17 protein-coding genes are annotated in these 19,219 nt (G+C 68.6%); 13 read left to right on the top strand and 4 right to left on the bottom strand.

Annotated elements, in window-relative coordinates; all coding sequences use genetic code 11:
* Positions 1 to 63: 63 nt before the first annotated feature.
* Both IBL26_RS01150 and IBL26_RS01145 read left to right on the top strand, forming a co-directional pair.
* A complete protein-coding gene (locus tag IBL26_RS01150) occupies positions 64 to 759 on the top strand; it encodes a cytochrome c oxidase assembly protein (RefSeq protein WP_187782594.1) in 696 nt (231 codons plus the stop codon).
* Positions 756 to 1,247, top strand: a complete 492-nt coding sequence (locus tag IBL26_RS01145) for a CopD family protein (RefSeq protein WP_187782593.1) — start codon at positions 756 to 758, stop codon at positions 1,245 to 1,247. The genes IBL26_RS01150 and IBL26_RS01145 overlap by 4 nt, the downstream gene beginning before the upstream one ends.
* Here the strand turns inward: IBL26_RS01145 and IBL26_RS01140 are convergent.
* A complete protein-coding gene (locus IBL26_RS01140) occupies positions 1,214 to 1,747 on the bottom strand; it encodes a DUF2231 domain-containing protein (protein WP_187782592.1) in 534 nt (177 codons plus the stop codon). The genes IBL26_RS01145 and IBL26_RS01140 overlap by 34 nt on opposite strands.
* A gap of 6 nt (positions 1,748 to 1,753) precedes the next feature.
* Here IBL26_RS01140 and coxB point away from each other — a divergent pair, with 6 nt between their 5' ends.
* The 7 genes from coxB to IBL26_RS01105 all read left to right on the top strand — a co-directional run bounded on the left by coxB (position 1,754) and on the right by IBL26_RS01105 (position 10,382).
* Positions 1,754 to 2,428, top strand: coding sequence for a cytochrome c oxidase subunit II (gene coxB / locus IBL26_RS01135; protein WP_206684114.1), 675 nt, complete (start codon positions 1,754 to 1,756; stop codon positions 2,426 to 2,428).
* A complete protein-coding gene (gene ctaD / locus IBL26_RS01130) occupies positions 2,425 to 4,917 on the top strand; it encodes a cytochrome c oxidase subunit I (RefSeq protein ID WP_187782590.1) in 2,493 nt (830 codons plus the stop codon). The genes coxB and ctaD overlap by 4 nt, the downstream gene beginning before the upstream one ends.
* Positions 4,914 to 5,225: a hypothetical protein gene (locus IBL26_RS01125; protein ID WP_187782589.1), complete on the top strand. Its 312-nt coding sequence runs from the start codon at positions 4,914 to 4,916 to the stop codon at positions 5,223 to 5,225. The genes ctaD and IBL26_RS01125 overlap by 4 nt, the downstream gene beginning before the upstream one ends.
* A gap of 348 nt (positions 5,226 to 5,573) precedes the next feature.
* The gene (paoA, locus tag IBL26_RS01120) at positions 5,574 to 6,206 is read left to right on the top strand and encodes an aldehyde dehydrogenase iron-sulfur subunit PaoA (protein ID WP_187782588.1); all 633 of its coding nucleotides are present in this window, start codon (positions 5,574 to 5,576) and stop codon (positions 6,204 to 6,206) included.
* A complete protein-coding gene (locus IBL26_RS01115) occupies positions 6,203 to 7,156 on the top strand; it encodes an FAD binding domain-containing protein (RefSeq protein ID WP_187782587.1) in 954 nt (317 codons plus the stop codon). Before paoA ends, IBL26_RS01115 begins: the two co-directional genes overlap by 4 nt.
* Positions 7,153 to 9,363, top strand: coding sequence for an aldehyde oxidoreductase molybdenum-binding subunit PaoC (gene paoC / locus IBL26_RS01110; RefSeq protein WP_187782586.1), 2,211 nt, complete (start codon positions 7,153 to 7,155; stop codon positions 9,361 to 9,363). Before IBL26_RS01115 ends, paoC begins: the two co-directional genes overlap by 4 nt.
* 110 nt (positions 9,364 to 9,473) lie before the next feature.
* The gene (locus tag IBL26_RS01105; RefSeq protein ID WP_187782585.1) at positions 9,474 to 10,382 is read left to right on the top strand and encodes a LysR family transcriptional regulator; all 909 of its coding nucleotides are present in this window, start codon (positions 9,474 to 9,476) and stop codon (positions 10,380 to 10,382) included.
* A gap of 36 nt (positions 10,383 to 10,418) precedes the next feature.
* Here IBL26_RS01105 and IBL26_RS01100 read toward each other — a convergent pair whose 3' ends face one another.
* Positions 10,419 to 11,609, bottom strand: a complete 1,191-nt coding sequence (locus IBL26_RS01100; RefSeq protein WP_187782584.1) for an MFS transporter — start codon at positions 11,607 to 11,609, stop codon at positions 10,419 to 10,421.
* A gap of 497 nt (positions 11,610 to 12,106) precedes the next feature.
* Here IBL26_RS01100 and IBL26_RS01095 point away from each other — a divergent pair, with 497 nt between their 5' ends.
* The 3 genes from IBL26_RS01095 to IBL26_RS01085 all read left to right on the top strand — a co-directional run bounded on the left by IBL26_RS01095 (position 12,107) and on the right by IBL26_RS01085 (position 16,971).
* Positions 12,107 to 12,514, top strand: a complete 408-nt coding sequence (locus IBL26_RS01095) for a cyclophilin-like fold protein (protein WP_187782583.1) — start codon at positions 12,107 to 12,109, stop codon at positions 12,512 to 12,514.
* A gap of 305 nt (positions 12,515 to 12,819) precedes the next feature.
* Positions 12,820 to 16,128, top strand: a complete 3,309-nt coding sequence (locus IBL26_RS01090; RefSeq protein ID WP_187782582.1) for a PAS domain S-box protein — start codon at positions 12,820 to 12,822, stop codon at positions 16,126 to 16,128.
* Positions 16,129 to 16,191: 63 nt separating this feature from the next.
* On the top strand, positions 16,192 to 16,971 hold the full coding sequence (locus IBL26_RS01085) for an SDR family oxidoreductase (RefSeq protein WP_187782581.1): 780 nt from the start codon (positions 16,192 to 16,194) through the stop codon (positions 16,969 to 16,971).
* A 16-nt stretch (positions 16,972 to 16,987) separates the two neighbouring features.
* Here IBL26_RS01085 and IBL26_RS01080 read toward each other — a convergent pair whose 3' ends face one another.
* Complete coding sequence (locus IBL26_RS01080; RefSeq protein WP_187782580.1) at positions 16,988 to 18,022, bottom strand: cupin domain-containing protein; 1,035 nt, start codon at positions 18,020 to 18,022, stop codon at positions 16,988 to 16,990.
* Positions 18,023 to 18,092: 70 nt separating this feature from the next.
* On the bottom strand, positions 18,093 to 18,590 hold the full coding sequence (locus tag IBL26_RS01075; protein ID WP_187782579.1) for a GNAT family N-acetyltransferase: 498 nt from the start codon (positions 18,588 to 18,590) through the stop codon (positions 18,093 to 18,095).
* 131 nt (positions 18,591 to 18,721) lie between these two features.
* Here IBL26_RS01075 and IBL26_RS01070 point away from each other — a divergent pair, with 131 nt between their 5' ends.
* Positions 18,722 to 19,159, top strand: a complete 438-nt coding sequence (locus tag IBL26_RS01070) for a MarR family winged helix-turn-helix transcriptional regulator (RefSeq protein WP_187782578.1) — start codon at positions 18,722 to 18,724, stop codon at positions 19,157 to 19,159.
* Positions 19,160 to 19,219 lie beyond the last annotated feature (60 nt).

Genomic DNA, 19,219 nt, shown 5'->3' with positions numbered 1-19,219 from the left:
AGCCGCTTCGGCCGTGCGTGCCATCCCGGACCTGTCGGCCGGCAACACTAAGGTACCCAGCGCATGACCAGCTATTGCGGCGCCCCGCCAGACCCCGCGGACCTGATGAGAAGCTGGAACCTGGACCCTATCCTGCTGCTGGCCCTCGGCGCCGGGGCGCTGGTGGCGTGGCGGTCCCGCCACCCGAAGCCGGCACTGGCGGCCATCGGCGTGCTGGCGCTGGCCTTCGTATCGCCGCTCTGCGCGCTCAGCGTCTCCTTGTTCTCCGCACGCGCCGTGCACCACCTGCTGGTGGTCGCGGTTGCGGCGCCCCTGCTGGCGATGGCGTTCACGGCACGGCGGCCGATGCTGCCCGGCCTTGCCTTCGTGGTGGCCACGGCGGTGCTGTGGGCGTGGCACCTGCCGTCCTTCTATGACGCCGCGCTGGCGGGCACGGCACTCTATTGGCTCATGCAGGCCACGTTGCTGGCCAGCGCCTTCTGGTTCTGGCAGGCCATGTTCGCCGCCCCGCCTGTCACCGGCGTGCTGATGGCCATCCTGGGGATGGCGCAGATGGGTATGCTGGGCGCGCTGCTGACCTTCGCGACCACACCGCTCTATGCCACGCATATCGGCACCACCTTGCCCTGGGGACTGGACCAGGTGGTGGACCAGCAATTGGCCGGCCTGGTCATGTGGGTGCCTGGCATCGTGCCCTACGCGCTGGCGGTGGCGGTGCTGGCCCGCCGCACCTGGGCCCGGGCTGCAGCAGCGGCATGATCACCGCCCTGAAGTTCCTGCATATCGCGGCGCTGTCCGTCTGGTGCGCCGGCCTGGTCGGGCTGCCGCTGCTGCTGGCGCGGTACGGCCCCGGCGACGACCAGCTGGATTTCGCGCGCAGGCGGCTGGTGACGCATAATTTCTACATCCGTCTGGTCACGCCCGCCGCCGTCATCGCCATCACGGCGGGGACGGCGCTGATCTTCCTGCGGGATGTCTTCATCCCGTGGATGTTCGCCAAGCTCGTCGTGGTGGGCGTGCTGGTTACGATCCATGCCTGGATGGGCCATGTGACGCTGCAGATCGGCGAGCAGAAGGGCAATTACGATGTGCCCGCCGGCGGCCCGCTGGTCGGCGCCTCTCTGCTGGCGATGACGGCGATCCTGGTTCTGGTGCTGGCCAAGCCAGTGCTGCGGGACGGGCTGGCCCCGGCCTGGCTGCGGGAACCGCTCGGTCAGTCCTTGCCGATCGGTGCGGTGCCCAGGTGATAGTCGAACACCAGCTTCCCGCCATGCCAGCCCGTCATCCCGGTGAACACCGCCGCGAAGCAGGACAGCAGAATGCCCCAGGGCAGCACGGCCTGCTCGTAACCCGTCAGTCGGAAGCCCCAATTGGCGCCGAGGATGGAGAGCAGCATCACCGCCAGGACGAAATGCGTCCAACTGGCCGCGCGGATGCGGATGCCGCGCACCATCAGCAGCTCCACAGTGCCGGAGATGCCGGCGGCCACGCCCATCAGGAAGGCACCGCCGCTCGCCCACAGGGCAGCACGGGCCCAGAAGGGGTCGCCTGTCCACCAGTACAGCGCATCCGCGCCCAGCGTGCTCATGGCCAGCGCGATGGGGAAGGCCACCAGCATCGCGTGGATCGGATGCCCCGCCACGGCGATGCGCGATTCCGTGCGATGGAAATGCGGGTGAGAGGCGATGGGATCGACCAGCGCGCCGTCGCCCCCGGAATGTTCGGAACTTTTGGAATCCAAGGCCATCGCCCTATGCTGAAATGGCTACGCCTGACGACAACGGCACTGGCTGTCGGCGGTTGCTCCGGCCCGCTTTCCACGCTCGACACCGCCGGGTCCGCCGCCGCCTCCATCGCGACGCTGTGGTGGGCGATGCTGGCGGGTGCCGCTATCCTGACGGTACTGGTCATGACGCTGCTGGCCCTAGCGTTCCGCCGCCGTCCGACGCCGGCACCAGGCGGGACCAGATTGTGGATCGGCGGGCTCGGCGTCGCAATGCCCAGCACGGTGCTTCTCGTCCTCCTCGGCTTCGCGCTGGCGTTGGGGGAGCAGACCATCGCACGCAAGGCTGCGGGTGTCGTGGTGGTCGAGGCCAGCGCGCACCAGTGGTACTGGGATTTCCGCCATCCCGGCATGGCGGGCGAGATCGTGACGCGCGACGTGCTGCACATCCCCGCCGGCCGCCCTGTCGATCTGCGGCTGGAGGCCCATGACGTGATCCACAGCTTCTGGGTGCCGCGCCTAGCCGGCAAGATGGACGCCATTCCTGGCCATGTGAACGTCATCCGCATCGATGCCAAGGAGCCCGGGCGCTTCGAGGGTCAGTGCGCCGAGTTCTGCGGCCTGGGGCATGCGGGGCACCGCTTCCGCGTCGTGGCCCACGACGCCGCCGGATGGACCGCGTTCCAGCGGGGAGAACAGCCATGAGCGCGCTGTCCCGCCACCGGGCGTTGACCGCCATCTGGGGCTCCCCACGCGGCTGGCGCGGCACCGTCAGCTCGGTAAACCATTCCGATATCGGCAGGCGCTTCATTCTGGCCGCCTTTGCCTTCTTCGCCATCGGCGGCGTGCTGGCCATGCTGATCCGCGCGCAGCTGGCCACGCCAGGCAGCGCCTTCGTCGGCCCCGAGATCTACAACCAGCTCTTCACGATGCATGGCAGCATCATGATGTTCCTGTTCGCCATCCCGATGTTCGAGGGGCTGGCGCTCTACCTGCTGCCGAAGATGCTGGGCAGCCGCGACATGGCCTTCCCGCGCCTCTCCGCCTATGGCTGGTGGTGCTACGTCTTCGGCGGCAGCATCCTGATCGCCGCGCTGGCATTGGGCGTCGCGCCGGATAGCGGCTGGTTCATGTACACGCCGCTCTCCTCCAAGGCCTATACGCCGGGCATCAATGCCGATGTCTGGCTGCTCGGCATCACCTTCGTCGAGATTTCTGCCGTCAGCGCCGCCATCGAGATCACGGTCTCGATCCTGCGGCTGCGGGCGCCGGGCATGCGGCTGGACCGGATGCCGCTGCTGGCATGGTACCTGCTGGTCACCGCCCTGATGATGGTGGTCGCCTTCCCGCCGCTGATCCTCGGCTCGATCCTGCTGGAGGTAGAGCGCGCCTTCGGGTGGCCGTTCTTCGACCCGTTGCGCGGCGGAAGCCCGTTGCTGTGGCAGCATCTGTTCTGGCTGTTCGGCCACCCCGAGGTCTACATCATCTTCCTGCCCGCCGCCGGCGTGGTCTCCACCGTGCTGCCGGTGATGGCCCGCACGCGCATCCTGGGTTATGGCTGGATCGTCGCGGCCCTGCTGGCACTGGCGTTCCTGAGCTTCGGGCTCTGGGTGCACCATATGTTCACCACCGGCATCCCGCACATGGCGCTCGGCTTCTTCTCCGCCGCCTCCGCGCTGGTCGCGGTGCCGACCGCGCTGCAGATCTTCGCGTGGATCGGCACGTTGTGGAAAGGGCGGCCGGAGCTGAAGCTGCCCATGCTGTACCTGCTGGGCTTCTTCGTCATCTTCGTACTCGGCGGGCTGACCGGCGTGATGCTGGCGATGGTGCCGTTCGACTGGCAGGCGCATGACACGCACTTCGTGGTCGCGCATCTGCACTACGTGCTGGTCGGCGGCTTCGTTTTCCCGATGCTGGCAGGCGCCTATTACTGGCTGCCGCACTTCACCGGCCGCGCGCGCATTCCGCTGCTGGGCGAGGCCGCTTTCTGGCTGATCCTGATCGGCTTCAACCTCACGTTCTTCCTGATGCATTTGACCGGCCTGCTGGGCATGCCGCGCCGGATCTACACTTATCCGTCCGATATGGGCTGGACATGGCTGAACCTGCTGTCCTCGGTCGGCAGCTTCATCATGGCCTTCGGCTTCGCGATGTTCGCCGTCGATGTCGCGCTGCAGATTTTCCTCTCCCGCCGAGCGCGCCGCAATCCCTGGGGTGCACACACGCTGGAATGGGCCATGCCGCTGCCCGCCCCCGCCTACAACTTCGCCAGTCAGCCGCGCGTCGCCGATGGTGAGCCGCTGGCGGCCGACCCGGACCTGCCGCTGCGCCTGGCCCGCGGCGAAGGCTACCTGGCCGAGATCCGCCATGGCTGGCGGGAGACGATGGCCGTCGATGTCACCACCGGCGCGGTGGACCACGTCATCATCCTGCCGGGCAACACCCGCCTGCCCATCATCACCGCGCTGGCGACCGGATGCTTCTTCCTGGCGCTGCTGTTCGGCTTCTACTGGCTGGCGCCGTTGCCCCTTGTCGCCGTCACCGTGCTTGGGTGGCGCTGGGCCTGGACGCTGGGCTGGCGGGAGGAGATCGGGCCCGTGCCGATCGGTGCCGGAGAGACCGCGCTGACGCACCGGGAGGCCGCCGGCGCGCCCGGCTGGTGGGGCAGCGTCTTCCTGCTGGTGGCGGATGGCACGCTGCTGGGTTCGCTGCTGTTCGGCTACGCCTTCCTGTGGGTCGTGGCGCCCAACTGGCCGCCGCCGGAGCTGATCGCGGCCGGGTTGCCGCAAGGCGCCGTGGCCGCATTGGCGGCGTTGGCCGGCACGGTGCTGACACGGTTGGCGGCATCGGCTGGCGTGGCGGGGAACAACGCCGCTTCGTCTCGCTGGGCCAGTCTCGCCGTAGGTGCCCAGGCCGTCGTTATCGCGGCATTGCTGTGGCTGGGCCTGGCCGAGCTCCCGGCACCTACCGGCCACGCCTACGCGGCATCCTCCTGGGCGATGATCGCCTATGGCGTGCTGCATGCCTTCATCGCCCTGCTCTGCGCCGCCTTCATCCGGGCGCGCATCGCCTCGGGCCATATCAGGAAAGGACGGGTGCTAGAGACATCGGTGGCGCAGCTCTTTGGCGATTATGCAGGTCTGGCGACATGGCTGATCCTGGCCTGCGTCCTGGCGCCGCTGGTGCTGGCATGATGCTTTTGGCACGTGCGAGCGCGGGACTGATCTTCTGGGCCTTCGGCTTCTCCGTGCTGTATGGGCTGCACGGAATTGGCTGTGCCTATGGCTGGCCCAGCACGGAGGTCGGCGGCGGCAACCTGTTCCGCTGGGTGATGGTGGCCAGTTGGCTGCTGCTGTGTGCCGGCGGTGCGGCGCTGATCTGGTTGGCGAAGGCGGCACCTTCCGGGTTGGAACGACGCCTCAGCCTGACCTCGGCGGTCGTGGGCTGCGCAGCCACCTTCGTCACCGGCTTGCCGGTCGCGGTAACATCCGCCTGCGTGTGACCTCAGAGCGCAGCTCTTGCACCGGTCGCTGCGATGGCTTGCCGCTGACCTGGCGGCCTGTATGTTCACAGGCCTCTTCCGCCGCGCCCTCCGCGCCGTCGCGGAGCGCACGTGCCGCGCTATGGCCTGCGGCGAGCGCGGCCGGTAGCCATACGTCATTGAGCCAATGCTGATTACGATGAGCCGTGCTCATCGCGGCAATGAGTGGATCTGCTCTGCTTAAGGACGCGGCTCGGCGCCAGATAGGGACATGCCTCCCCTTTTGTGTCCCTGCCACTTCCCTGCCCCGCGGCTCCGCCCTGCAAGACCGCAGCCGCTGCCTGGCCCGATGAAAAGGACTCCCTCGGCATGACTGAGCCAGGTGAATTAGAGATGTCACGCCGCTGCCTCATCGCGTCCGGCACAGCCGGCGCCATCGTATCCGGCGCTGGCCGTGCCATCGCGCAACCGGCACCAGCCGCGCCGGACGCCGCCATGCCGGTGACGTTCGACGTCAACGGCACGCAACAGCGCCTGTCGCTCGACCCGCGCACCACGCTGCTGGATGCGCTGCGCGAGCACCTGCACCTGACGGGCACCAAGAAGGGCTGCGACCACGGCCAGTGCGGTGCCTGCACCGTCATTGTCGACGGGATGCGCATCAATTCCTGCCTCACCCTCGCGGTCATGCATGAGGGCAGCCGCATCACCACGGTCGAGGGCCTCGGCACGGCCGAGAGCCCGCACCCGATGCAGGCCGCTTTCGTCAAGCATGATGGCTTCCAGTGCGGCTACTGCACGCCGGGGCAGATCTGCTCCGCCGTCGCCGTGCTGGACGAGATCAAGCGCGGCATTCCCAGCCACGCCTCCGCCAGCCTGACGGAAGCACCGCAAGTGACGAATGCCGAGATGCGCGAACGGATGAGCGGCAATATCTGCCGCTGCGGCGCCTATTCCAACATCCTCGACGCCATGGCCGAGATCGCAGGCAGGGACGCATGAAATCCTTCACCTATGAGCGCGCCACTTCGGCGCCGGACGCCGCTTCCAAAGCCGTATCCATTCCGGGTGCCAAGTTCATCGCGGGCGGCACCAATCTGCTCGACCTGATGAAGCTGGAGATCGAGGCCCCGCGTCACCTGATCGACGTCAACGGCCTGGGCTTCGACAAGATCGAGGACACGGCCGATGGCGGCCTGCGCATCGGTGCGCTGGTCAACAACACCGCGCTCGCCGCCGATGCCAGGGTGCGCCGCAGCTACGGTGTACTCAGCCGTGCGCTGCTGGCCGGCGCCAGTGGCCAGTTGCGGAACAAGGCGACCACCGCCGGCAATCTGTTGCAACGGACAAGGTGCCCTTATTTCTACGACACCAACCAGCCCTGCAACAAACGGCAGCCGGGCTCTGGCTGCGCCGCCATCGGTGGCTTCAGCCGGCAGCTTGCCGTCATCGGCAGCAGCGAAGCCTGCATCGCCACGCATCCGTCCGACATGGCGGTCGCGATGCGCGTGCTCGACGCCACGGTGGAAACCGTGAACGCGCAGGGCCAGGCGCGCAACATCCCGATAGCGGAATTCCACCGCCTGCCCGAAGCCACGCCGCATATCGAGACGACGCTGGCACCGGGCGAGTTGATTACCGCTGTCACCCTGCCGGCCCCTGCGGGTGGCCAGCACTTATACCGCAAGGTGCGGGATCGTGCCTCCTATGCCTTCGCGCTGATCTCTGTCGCCGCGGTCATCCAGCCGGATGGCACTGGGCGTGTCGCGGTCGGGGGCGTGGCGCACAAGCCGTGGCGGATCGACGAAGCCGATGCGCAGTTGCCACGCGGTGCCAAGGCCGTCGCCGAGCGCCTGTTCACCGGTGCCCGGCCTACCCCCGAGAACGGCTTCAAGGTGCCGCTGGCCGAGCGCGCCCTGGCATCCGTCATCCACGAAGCGAGGGCCTCATGAAGTTCGACACACCGGCCGGCACCAACCCCATCGACCAGATGAAGGTCGTTGGCAAAGCGCATAACCGTATCGATGGCGCGCTGAAGACCGCCGGCATGGCGCCCTATGCCTATGAGCACCACGATGCCGTCAACAACGCGGCTTACGGCTCCATCGTCGGCGCCGGCATCGCCAAGGGCCGCATCCGCGCGATGGACCTGTCGGCCGCGCGGCGCGCGCCGGGCGTGGTGGCTATCGTGACGGCGGAGAATGCCGGCACGCTGGGCAAGGGCATGTTCAACACCGTGAAGCTGCTCGGCGGGCCGGAGGTGGACCATTACCATCAGGCCATCGCCCTCGTCGTCGCCGAGACCTTCGAGCAGGCCCGCGCGGCGGCCAGCCTGGTCAAGGTGGACTACGCCGAAAGCGAAGGCCGCTTCGACCTGAAGGCCGAGCAATCCCGCGCCATCGTGCCGGAGAATGACGGTGCCGGCGGCAGGCCGGATACCGATACCGGCGATTTCGCCGCGGCCTTCCAGGCGTCGCCGGTGACGCTGGACGCGACCTACACGACCCCCGCGCAGAGCCATGCGGCGATGGAGCCGCATGCCTCGATGGCGGCATGGCAGGATGGCAAGCTGACGGTCTGGACCTCCAACCAGATGATCGACTGGACCCGGACCGACCTGGCCACCACGCTCGGCATGCAAAAGGAGGATATCCGCCTGCTCTCGCCGTTCATCGGCGGTGGCTTCGGCGGTAAGTTGTTCCTGCGCGCTGATGCCGTGCTGGCGGCGTTGGGCGCGCGTGAGGCACGGCGGCCCGTGAAGGTCGCCATGCCGCGCCCGCTGGTGCCCAACAACACGACGCACCGGCCAGCCACCATCCAGCGCATTCGCATCGGCGCTTCGCGTGACGGCAAGATCACCGCGTTTGGACACGAGACGCTGAACGGCAACCAGCCGGGCGGCTCGATGGAACCGGCTGTGGTGCAGAGCCGCTTCCTGTACGCGGGCGCGAACCGGATGACGCGCAACCGCCTTGCGGTGATGGACCTGCCGGAAGGCAATGCCATGCGCGCGCCGGGCGAGGCGCCGGGGCTGATGGCGCTGGAAGTCGCCATGGACGAGATGGCCGAGAAGCTCGGCATCGATCCGGTCGAGTTCCGCATCCTCAACGACACCCAGGTGGACCCGGAACACCCGGACCGGCCATTCTCCCTCCGCCAGCTTGCGCGCTGCCTGCGCGATGGCGCCGAGCGCTTCGGGTGGAACCGGCGCAACGCCACCCCCGCCAGCGTCCGCGATGGCCGCTGGCTGGTCGGAATGGGCGTCGCCGCGGCGTTCCGCAACAACCTGAACCTGCCTTCCGGCGCCCGTGTCCGCCTGCGCGGCGATGGCACGCTGATCGTCGAGACCGACATGACCGATATCGGCACCGGCAGCTACACCATCATCGCCCAGACGGCGGCGGAGATGCTGGGCCTGCGGCTGGACCAGGTGACCGTCAGGCTGGGCGACTCCGCCTATCCGGTCTCAGCCGGCTCCGGCGGACAGTTCGGTGCCAACAGCGCCACGTCCGGCGTGTACGCGGCCTGCGTCAAGCTGCGGGAGCAAGTGGCCCAGCGCCTCGGCTTCAATGCGTCGGACACGGTGTTCGCCGATGGCGAGGTACGCGCCGGCAACCGGGTTGCCAGGCTGCGGGATGGCGCGCAGGAGGGCGAGATCGTGGCCGAGGACCGGATCGAATGGGGCGACCTGAGCAGGACCTACCAGCAATCCACCTTCGGCGCCCATTTCGTCGAGGTGGCGGTGGACAGCTTCACCGGCGAGACGCGGGTGCGCCGCATGCTGGCGGTCTGCGCCGCCGGCCGTATCCTCAACCCGCAAACGGCGCGCAGCCAGGTGATCGGCGCCATGACCATGGGCGTCGGCGGCGCGCTGATGGAAGAGCTGGCGCTCGACCACCGGCGCGGCTTCTTCGTCAACCATGACCTCGCTGGCTACGAAGTCCCTGTGCATGCCGACATCCCGCACCAGGACGTCATCTTCCTCGACGAGGCGGATGAGAAGGTTTCGCCGATGAAGGCCAAGGGCATCGGCGAGCTGGGGCTTTGCGGCGTCGGTGCCGCGGTGGCCAACGCCGTGTACAACGCAACGGGCGTGCGCATCCGCGATTATCCGGTGACGCTGGACAAGTATCTCGACCGCCTGCCGGCCGTGAGCTGACCGACAGGGGAAGGGGCCGTGGTGGCCCCTTCCCCGCTCGTTCGCGCTTCCGTCTCGCGGCCCCGCCGGCGATGCTTGATGATCGCCCAGGGCAAGGACATCATCGATCCATGCCGCTCCTCCGATCCGACCTGACCGACTTCGCTTACTTCCTCGCCATCGCGAAGCACCGCAACTTCCGCCGTGCCGGGCTGGAGTTGGGCGTCAGCGCGTCCGCCCTGAGCCATTCGCTGAAGGGGCTGGAGAGCCGGCTGGGCGTCAGGCTGCTCAACCGCACCAATCGCAGCGTGACGCTGACGGCGGCTGGTGAATCTCTGGAAGTGTCCATCCGCGCGCCGTTCGAGGCGATCCATGGCGCGGCGGAGGATCTGAACCGGTTCCGCGACGCGCCGGCCGGGCGTATCCGCCTGAACGTGGTCGGCGATGCCGCGCCCCTGTTGCTGGCACCGGTGCTGGCGTCGTTTGTCGACCGCTTCCCCGAAGTGCAACTGGATATCGTCGTCACCAACCGCATGGTCGACATCGTCGACGAAGGCTTCGACGCCGGCATCCGCTATGGCGGCACCGTGCCGAAGGACATGGTGGCGCAAAGGCTCTCCCCCGATATCCGCTGGGTGGTAGCGGGCGCGCCCGCCTATCTCGACCGCTTCGGCGAGCCCGCGCATCCGGACGAGTTGCGCCAGCACCGCTGCCTGCGCATTCGCCTGGGCGATGACCGCATCTATCGCTGGGAGTTCGAGCGGGGCGAAGAGCAGATCGTGGTCGATGTGCCAGGTACGGTGACGATCGATGAGAGCCGTGCCGCCAACGCCTTCGTCCTGGCCGGCGTGGGTCTGCTCTATGGGCCCGAGCCGGTGTTCCAGCCCTATATTGCGTCGGGCGAATTACGGCTGGTGTTGCAGGACTGGGCCAGCCCGGGCGAAGGGTACCACATCTATTATTCCGGCCGCCGGCAGGTGCCGATGGGGCTGAAGGCGCTGGTCAGCCTGATCCGCGAAGCCCGGCCCCTCGGCCTGTAGGCCGGCAGCGCATCGCTGCCGGCCCTTGGCCGGGAATCAGGCGGCGCGACCGATGCGGGCGGTCAGCACGGCCAGGAATGCGGCCGCCAGCAACAACGCCGCGCTGATGCCGAAGGTGGCCCGGTAGCCGCTGAAGTCGAACAGCAGGCCGCCGACCACGGCGCCCAGCGTGATCGCCAGCTGCACGACCGCCACCATCAGCCCGCCGCCGGCCTCGGCATCCTCCGGCAGGGTCCGCGCCAGCCAGGTCCACCAGCCGACCGGCGCCGAGGTGGCGAACAAGCCCCACAGCCCCAGCAGGATGGCCGTCGCCACCACGCCGCCGCCGAAGGCCACCAGCGCCACGGCAATGACCGCCATCAGGACCGGAATCACGATCAGCGTGGCGTACAGGCCATTCTTCAGAAGCCCGCCGATGAGCACGGTGCCGATGAACCCCGCCACGCCCAGGATCAGCAGCATCATTGACAGCGTCGGCACGCTGACGTGCCCGACCGTCTCCAGGAACGGCCGCAGATACGTGAACAATGCGAACTGGCCCATGAAGAACAGGCTGACCGCCGCCATGCCCAGCACGACCACCGGCCGGCGCAGCAGCCGGAAGACCGAGCCTGCCGCCCGCTCCCCCGCCTGCATCGGCGGCAGGCTCATCATCTGCCAGGCCAGTACCACCAGCGCGACCGGCACCACGCAGAAGAACGCGCCGCGCCAGCCGATCAGCCCGCCCAGGAAGCTGCCCAATGGCGCCGCGACCACCGTGGCCAGGGCATTGCCGCCGTTCAGGATGGCCAGGGCGCGCGGCACCTGCGCCTCCGGCACCAGCCGCATGGCGGTCGCGGCGGACATCGACCAGAAGCCGCCGATCGCCACGCCAATCAGGGCGCGCCCGGCCATGAAGGTCACGTAGTTCGGCGCGACCGCCACGATGGTACCGGACACGACCATCAACCCGGTCAGCGCGAGCAGCAGTATCTTCCGGTCGAGCCGCCCGGCCCAGGAGGCGATGAACAGGCTGGTCAGCACCGCGAAGGCGCCGGAGACCGCGATGGCCTGCCCGGCCTGGCCCTCGGTCACACGCAGTTCGGAGGCGATCGGCGTCAGCAGGCTGACGGGCATGAATTCCGAAGCCACCAGCGCGAAGGCGCCGAGCGAGAGGGCGAACACCGCGCCCCAGGATGCGGGCGGGCTGCCGGCCTCGGCGAATGAGGTGCATGCGTCTGTGGCCATGTCGAGTTACCTCAGATTTGCAGCGGTCGCGCGTGGCGGCGGCCTGGAGTGGCGGCCAGCTGGCGCGACGCCGGAATGCCAGGCGCCCGCCTCTCATTCAGGGCGGGCGGGCCGGACATGTGTGGAATGCGATACGGGCCAGATAACCGGCGCGACCAAGGGGTGATAGGAGCGGGTGATTGGATGCGACGATGAGCCTTGCTCATCATGACTGCGCCTTACCCGAGATATAGAGGGCAATAACCTTTGCGTCCTACCCTGGCTTTAGTGAGCACTGCTCACCGCGGCATGAAGTTTTCCCAGGCTCACGGCGGACATCCGCGGGATGTACGGTCTACGCCATGTCGCCACGGTTCCGGGTGTAGGGCGGCGGGCGGGCACCAGCTGGGCCACTTAGGCCCTGAAGAACGGCCGCCTGCCTTCCGCGCCGGCACGGCCGCGGCCAGTCGCGGCGCCGTCCGCTTCCATCGTAGCGCGGCCTGGGAGGGATATGACCGATGAGGCTTTTGCTGGGTGTCCTTCTTGTCGCACAGGGCCTGGCCCTGCCGGCGCTGGCGCAGGAGCGCATCACCATCACCGCCCCTTGGGGCCAGGTCAGTGCCGAACTGGCCGACAACGCGGCCGCCCGCTTACTGCTGCAGATGCTGCCGTTCACCATCGAGATGCGCGACCATCTGCGCCAGGAGAAGACCGGCGACCTGCCCTCGCCGCTGCCTGCCGCGCCCCGGCAGCGGGATTTCTCCACCGGCATGCTTGGCCTCTGGGGGCCTGACCATTTTGTCATCTACTACCGCGATGGCCGCGTGCCCGATCCCGGCATCGCCATCCTCGGACGACTGACGGGAGACGCCGCCATCTTCGAACGGCCCGGCCCGGTTTCCGTGCGGGTTGAACGTGCCCCTTAGAGGCGTGGCGCTGCGCGGCTTACAGCGGCGGACGGGCTGCCAGCCAGGGCTTGGCAGAACCGCTTCCCACCCGCCGGCATAAGCGGGGCGGGCCCGGGGGATAAGCATTTTGCCCCCGCCCCCGCCCCTGCTAAAGCCGTCCCCATGCCCTTCTGCGCCGCCGTGACCGCCTCTTCCGCTCCTGGCCTGCGACGCATCGACAGGGTGCGGCCGGTCCCCGCGCAGCGCCGCCCGGCCACCGGGCCCGTCCTTCCGTGCCGTCCCGCGCCTTCGGCCCCCATGGCCGCGCGGAGAGGCTGAGCGTCATGACGGAGCCAAACCCCCCGGCCAGCTGGACGGAGGAGGAGCGCCTCGCCGCCCTCTACCGCACCGGCCTGCTCGATACCGCGCCGGAACAGGCCTATGACGACCTGGTACGCCTGGCCGCCGAGCTGATCGGGGTGCCGATGGCCGGCGTCCATCTCGTGGCCGAGGACCGGCAGTGGGGCAAGGCCGAGATCGGCCTCGGCACCCGCCATATCCCGCGCGACATCGCCTTCTGCCCCACCGCGATGCTGGATGCCGAAGGGCTGGTGGTGCCCGATGCGAGCAAGGACCCGCGCTTCGCCGACAACCCCCTGGTGACCGGTGGTCCGGGCATCCGCTTCTACGCGGGCGTGCCGCTGATGTCGGAGGGCCTGCCGGTCGGCGCGTTATGCGTCATCGACACCAAGCCACGCGCGGGGCTGGACGAACGCCAGCGTTACGCCCTGAAGGCGCTGGCCTCCCAGGCCAGCAGCCAGATCGCCCTCCGCCGCGCCCTGGCCGAGCGCGATCGCTCGGACTCCCTCCGCCGCCAGACGCTCAACAGCGCCGTCGAACTCGCCATTATCTCCACCGACCTGGAAGGCCGCGTCACCGGCTGGAACAGCGGGGCGCAGAATATCCTCGGCTGGTCGGAGGCCGAGATGCTCGGCCAGCCGGCGAACGAGTTCTTCACTGCGGACGACCGGCAGGCCGGGGTGCCCGAGGCGGAGATGCGGCAGGCGCTGCAGCGGGACCGGGCTAATGACGAGCGCTGGCACCAGCGCAAGGACGGCTCCCGCTTCTGGGCGTCGGACGAGATGATGGCGCTGCGGGACGAACGCGGCGCCCATGTCGGCTACCTGCGCATGTTGCGGGACCGCACGGCGGAGTACGAGGCCGAGCAGGCGTTGCGGGAGGCCGAGGCCTCGCTGCAGCGCGCGCAGGTCGCCGGCGGCGTCGGCGTGTTCTCGCTCGACGTGCGGGACAACATGCTGAAGGTCACCGCCGAGTTCTGCCGGCTGCACGGCCTGCCGCCGCGGGACCGCATCCCGGCGGCGGAGGTGGAGTGCCTTGTCCTGCACGAGGACGCCTTCCTTGTCTCCAGCACCGCCATGAGCCTGTCCGCCGGTGCACCGTCCGACGTGGAGTACCGCATCCGCCGCGCTGGGGATGGCGCGCAGCGCTGGCTCTCCCGCCGCGCCGAGATCGAGCGCGACGACAGCGGGCGGACGTTGCGCGTGTTTGGCGTGGTGCGCGACATCACCGACCAGCGGCGGACGCTGGATGCGCTGACGCGGAGCGAGGAACGCTACCGCGCGCTGTTCGAGGCGATCGACGACGGCTTCTGCATTATCGAATTCATCGACGGTCCGCACGGCCCGATGAGCGACTACGTCCATGTCGAGGCGAACCCGGGCTACGAGCGGCACACCGGCATCAAGGATGTCGTCGGCAAGACGCTGCGCGACATCGCGCCGGCCGAGGCGGATGGCTGGTTGGAGCTGTACGGCAACGTGCTGCGCACCGGCGAGGCCGCGCGGTTCGAGCGCCACTTCATCGCCGCCGGGCGGCATATCGACGTCTCCGCCGCACGGATCGAGCCGCCCAGCCGGCGCCAGGTCTCTGTCATGTTCCGCGATGTCACGGCGCGGCGACAGGCGGAAGCCGATTTGCGTGCCAGCGAGGCGCTGGCGCGGGAGAATGTGCAGCGCGTGCAGCTGGCGCTCGCCGCCGGGGCCATCGTCGGCACCTGGCTGTGGGACCTGCCGACCGACCAGTTCACGGTGGACGAGGCCTTCGCGCGCGCCTTCGGCCTGGACCCCGCAATTGGCCGCACGGGCCTCAGCCTGCGACAGGTGGTGGAGACCGTGCACCCGGACGACAAGCCGGGCCTGGCGAATGCCATCAGCGAGGTCATCGCGCGCGGCGGCGCCTATGCCCACCAGTACCGTGTGCGCCGTGCCGACGGGAACTACTACTGGATCGAGGCGAATGGCCGTGTCGACCTGGCGCCGGATGGCACGCCGCTGAGCTTCCCCGGCGTGCTCATCGACGTCGAGGAACGCCGCGCGGTGGAAGCCGAGCGCGACCGCGCCGCCGCCGCGCTGCGCGCGCTGAACGAGACGCTGGAGCAGCGCGTGGCCGAGCGCACGGCCGACCTGATGCTGGCCGAGGAGCAGTTGCGCCAAAGCCAGAAGATGGAAGCCGTCGGGCAGCTGACCGGTGGGCTGGCGCATGACTTCAACAACCTCCTGACCGGCATCACCGGGTCGCTGGAGCTGCTGGCCACGCGCATCGCCCAGGGGCGCTACAACGATGTGGACCGCTACGTCCTCGCGGCGCAGGGCTCCGCCCGGCGCGCGGCGGCGCTGACGCACCGGCTGCTCGCTTTCTCCCGCCAGCAGACGCTCGACCCAAGGCCGACCGACACCAACCGCCTCGTCTCCGGGATGGAGGAACTGGTGCGGCGGACGGTGGGTCCGGCGATCGAGGTGGAGGTGGTCGCCGCCGCCGGGCTGTGGCCGACGCTGGTGGACCCCAACCAGCTGGAGAACGCGCTGCTCAACCTCTGCATCAATGCGCGGGACGCGATGCCGGATGGCGGACGCCTGACCATCGAGACGACGAATACCTGGGTGGATACCCGTGCGGCGCGGGAGCGCGACATGGCCGCCGGCCAGTACGTGGCGATCAGCGTGACCGATACCGGAACGGGGATGCCGCCCGAGATCGTGGTCAAGGCGTTCGAGCCCTTCTTCACAACCAAGCCGCTCGGCCAGGGCACCGGCCTCGGCCTCTCCATGATCTACGGCTTCGCCCGGCAGTCGGGCGGCCAGGTCCGCATCTATTCCGAGCTGGGCCAGGGCACGACGATGCGCATCTACCTGCCCCGCCACCTCGGCACGGCGGACGAGCCCGATGCGGAGCCGGAGCTCTCCGCCGCGCCCCGCGCACGGGCGGGCGAGACGGTGCTGGTGGTCGATGACGAGCCGACGGTCCGCATGCTGGTGATGGAGATCCTGGAGGAGCTGGGCTATGCGGCGATCGAGGCGGCGGACGGTGCCTCCGGCCTCGCCGTGTTGCGGTCGGGCGCCCGGGTGGACCTGTTGGTGACGGATGTGGGCCTGCCCGGCGGCATGAGCGGCCGGCAGATGGCGGACATGGCCCGGGTCAGCCGCCCCGATCTGAAGGTGCTGTTCATCACCGGCTATGCGGAGAACGCCGTGGTCGGCAACGGGCACCTGGAGCCTGGCATGCACGTTGTGACCAAGCCCTTCGCGATGGAAGCGCTGGCGAGCCGCATCCAGGAACTGATTACGGCGGGCTAGGCCGCTGGCGGAGGGTTCGCTGATCCCCTGCCCTGCCCATCACATTTTGCCTGCGGGGTGCCCATGCAACGGTTGAACGAGAAGCTCTGCGTCATCACCGGCGCGGCGCGTGGCATCGGCCGCGCCATCGCCATCCGCTTCGGCCTGGAAGGCGCCACGGTCATCGTGACCGATGTGGACGAGGCCGCGGGCATGGCCACCGCGGCCGAGATCGGCGCGCGCTTCATCCGGCTGGATGTTGGCGACGAGGCCGACTGGCTGCGGCTGGCGGCGCTGGTTCCCACCGTCGATGTCGTCGTCAACAATGCCGGCATCACGGGGTTCGAGAACGGGCCGGTGCCGCACGACCCGGAACATGCCAGCCTGGATGACTGGCACGCCGTGCACCGCGTTAATCTGGATGGCACCTTCCTCGGCTGCCGCTACGCCATTGGGGCGATGAAGGCGCGGGCGAAGGGGTCCATCATCAACATCTCCTCGCGCTCCGGCCTGGTCGGCATTCCGGCGGCTGCCGCCTATGCGTCCTCCAAGGCAGCCATCCGCAACCACAGCAAGACCGTCGCGCTGTACTGCGCCCAACAGGGATGGGCGATCCGCTGCAACTCGATCCACCCCGCCGCCATCCTGACGCCGATCTGGGAGCCCATGCTGGGGCCAGACCCGGGCCGGGAGGACCGCATGGCCGCGCTGGTCGCCGATACACCGTTGCGCCGCTTCGGCATGCCCGAGGAAGTGGCCGCGGTCGCCGCCATGCTGGCCTCGGACGAAGCCAGCTACATGACGGGGACGGAAGTGACGATCGATGGCGGCCTTCTGGCGGGGTCAGCGGCGACACCCGGCTGAGGCCGCCACGCCTCAGTCACGCATCGCGCGGATTCACCCGGCCCACCACCAGCGGGTCGGACGGCGTGAAGGGCAATGGCGGCAGCACTGCCTCCGTCACCCCCAGCGTTGCCGCCAGCACGCTGCGGGAGAAAGCAGAGGCTGTCGCGCGGTAGCCGATATCGCCGGGTGTCGGTTGGTCGAAGAAGATGAGGAAATGGACCTCGTCGTTGCCCAGTTGCTCGATATGGTGCGGGTAGGCGCGCGGGATGAAATAGACGTCGCCTGGCTGCAGCGCATAGGTCTCGGTGCTGCCATCCGGGTCCAGCACCGTCATCCGCGCTTGGCCGTGCAGGACATAGCCCATCTCGGCGGTCTGCGGATGCCAGTGCGGCTCCCGCATCCCCTTGTCCGTGATCCGTAGCGAGTACATCGAGATATCGCGCAAGGCCGGCCAGAACTGCTCCCGGGCAAAGCGCGCCGTACCGGCGGGCGAGGCCAGCAGCGGGTTCTGCGCCTCGATGTCGAATTGATGCGGGCTATTGAAGGCGGCGGCCGCCGGTACCGTGGCAGGCCCCTGCCGCGCGACGATGAAGGCGCTCTCCGTCCTGCGCGGGATCGCCGCGAAGGCGGCGCCGGGAAGATCGTAAGTGTTGCCGAGCACCGCGTCTGTCATCGCCCCAAACGCCGCGCGTATCGAGAAATCCTCCGGCCTCTCATGCCGGAAGGCGATGATGAACTCGGCCGTGCCGGGCCCGATAGTCTCGATGTGATGCACCACGCAGGACGGCACGTGGAACATCTGTCCTGGCCCGACCAGGAAGGATGAAAAGGCACTGCCGTTGCCAAGCACGCTGACCAGTGCCTGGCCGGCGACGCAATAGCTCAGCTCGGTCGCGTTGGCGTGCCAGTGCGGCTCCCTGATCGCGCCTTCGGCCAACAGCAACCGCTTGATGGACAGCCGGTTCAGGATCGGCAATTCATCGGCATCCAGCCGGGCGATGGAGCCGAGTTCGCCCTGGAACTCGAAATGGCCACCGATCAGCGACCGGACATGCTTGCTTGCCGCCATCGCGCCGTCTCCCCATTGCCAAGCGATGCCGCCACCCTAGGTAGCCACGTCACCCAAAGCCAACCCAGCCTTAGGTGTGGGGTGGGACCCCCGGTGAAGACCGGCACAGGATATCCATGCCGGCGACATCCTGCTCTACCGGCCGCCAGCCACGCTTCGCGTAGTACGGCGTATTGTCTGGCGTAGCGCAGAGATAGACAGTGCCGATGCTGCCCGCAGCCGCCAGCGCGAGCACGGATTCCATCAGCGCCTCCGCTACGCCCTGCCGACGGTGCGCGGGCTCGACCCACAGCGCGGCCAGCCACGGGCTGTATTCCGGCCGTTCTTCCATGTCGCATTCAATCAGCGAGACGGTACCGGCGAAGTCAGCGCCACGCGAAGCGACCAGGGTGGTTGGCACCGCATCCGGATGCAGGCTCTCCGCCAGCCGCTCCGCGATCGCCTGCAGCGGGTAGCCATCGTCATGCCACCACGCCGCCCAGATCCGCTCCGCGACGAGGGGGATGACGTCCGGCACCTCGGCGGTGGTGCGGATGCGCAGCGCTGGCAACTCGTGATCTTCAAGCATGGCCTGTCTCGTATTCTGGCCAGGCGGGTATGCCACGGCGGCCTATGGCGGGACAGGACACCGCCCCCGTCGCAGCTATCCCTTGCATATACGTGCATATGCACCATTATAGGCTCATGGCTGATACTCCAGTGCTTGACCCGAATCTGATCCGCGAAGTGGGAGCGTCCTGCGTCTGCATGCGCGTGCAGCGGGCGGGCCGCGCCATCGGCCGCAGGTTCGACCAGGCCTTCCGCGACCTGAAGCTGAACAACTGGCAGTTCACCTTGCTGATGTGGCTGGCGAGCACGGAAGCGCCCAGCGTCAACGACATGGCGACGCAGATGGCCATGGACCGGACGACGATGACCCGTAACCTGCGGGTGCTGGAACGCCGTGGCCTGCTGGCCATCCAGCCGGATACGCGGGATGGCCGCGTGAAGCGGGTGGCGCTGACCGACCCAGGCCGCAGCCTGCTGGCCCAGGCGGCGCAGCGCTGGCGCGCGACCAATGAGGCGGTGAAGCGGGACATCCCCGCCGCCGCCCTGCCCGGCATGTGGGAGGCCCTCGATGCCATCGCCCCCACCTGACGCGCGGGCGCGACTGCGGTACGCCACCCAAATACATGTATATGCACCTTATAGGCCAAT

The organism is Teichococcus aerophilus, from assembly GCF_014490485.1.
GTDB lineage: Bacteria > Pseudomonadota > Alphaproteobacteria > Acetobacterales > Acetobacteraceae > Pseudoroseomonas > Pseudoroseomonas aerophila.
Note: the sequence above shows the minus strand (reverse complement) of the source record. Positions and strands in the feature narration are given on the sequence as shown.

Bases quoted from the DNA above. Each gene is read 5' to 3' on its own strand.
- IBL26_RS01150 (WP_187782594.1), top strand. From the start codon at position 64: ATGACCAGCTATTGCGGCGCCCCGCCAGACCCCGCGGACCTGATGAGA.
- IBL26_RS01145 (WP_187782593.1), top strand. From the start codon at position 756: ATGATCACCGCCCTGAAGTTCCTGCATATCGCGGCGCTGTCCGTCTGG.
- IBL26_RS01140 (WP_187782592.1), bottom strand. From the start codon at position 1,747: ATGGCCTTGGATTCCAAAAGTTCCGAACATTCCGGGGGCGACGGCGCG.
- coxB (WP_206684114.1), top strand. From the start codon at position 1,754: ATGCTGAAATGGCTACGCCTGACGACAACGGCACTGGCTGTCGGCGGT.
- ctaD (WP_187782590.1), top strand. From the start codon at position 2,425: ATGAGCGCGCTGTCCCGCCACCGGGCGTTGACCGCCATCTGGGGCTCC.
- IBL26_RS01125 (WP_187782589.1), top strand. From the start codon at position 4,914: ATGATGCTTTTGGCACGTGCGAGCGCGGGACTGATCTTCTGGGCCTTC.
- paoA (WP_187782588.1), top strand. From the start codon at position 5,574: ATGACTGAGCCAGGTGAATTAGAGATGTCACGCCGCTGCCTCATCGCG.
- IBL26_RS01115 (WP_187782587.1), top strand. From the start codon at position 6,203: ATGAAATCCTTCACCTATGAGCGCGCCACTTCGGCGCCGGACGCCGCT.
- paoC (WP_187782586.1), top strand. From the start codon at position 7,153: ATGAAGTTCGACACACCGGCCGGCACCAACCCCATCGACCAGATGAAG.
- IBL26_RS01105 (WP_187782585.1), top strand. From the start codon at position 9,474: ATGCCGCTCCTCCGATCCGACCTGACCGACTTCGCTTACTTCCTCGCC.
- IBL26_RS01100 (WP_187782584.1), bottom strand. From the start codon at position 11,609: ATGGCCACAGACGCATGCACCTCATTCGCCGAGGCCGGCAGCCCGCCC.
- IBL26_RS01095 (WP_187782583.1), top strand. From the start codon at position 12,107: ATGAGGCTTTTGCTGGGTGTCCTTCTTGTCGCACAGGGCCTGGCCCTG.
- IBL26_RS01090 (WP_187782582.1), top strand. From the start codon at position 12,820: ATGACGGAGCCAAACCCCCCGGCCAGCTGGACGGAGGAGGAGCGCCTC.
- IBL26_RS01085 (WP_187782581.1), top strand. From the start codon at position 16,192: ATGCAACGGTTGAACGAGAAGCTCTGCGTCATCACCGGCGCGGCGCGT.
- IBL26_RS01080 (WP_187782580.1), bottom strand. From the start codon at position 18,022: ATGGCGGCAAGCAAGCATGTCCGGTCGCTGATCGGTGGCCATTTCGAG.
- IBL26_RS01075 (WP_187782579.1), bottom strand. From the start codon at position 18,590: ATGCTTGAAGATCACGAGTTGCCAGCGCTGCGCATCCGCACCACCGCC.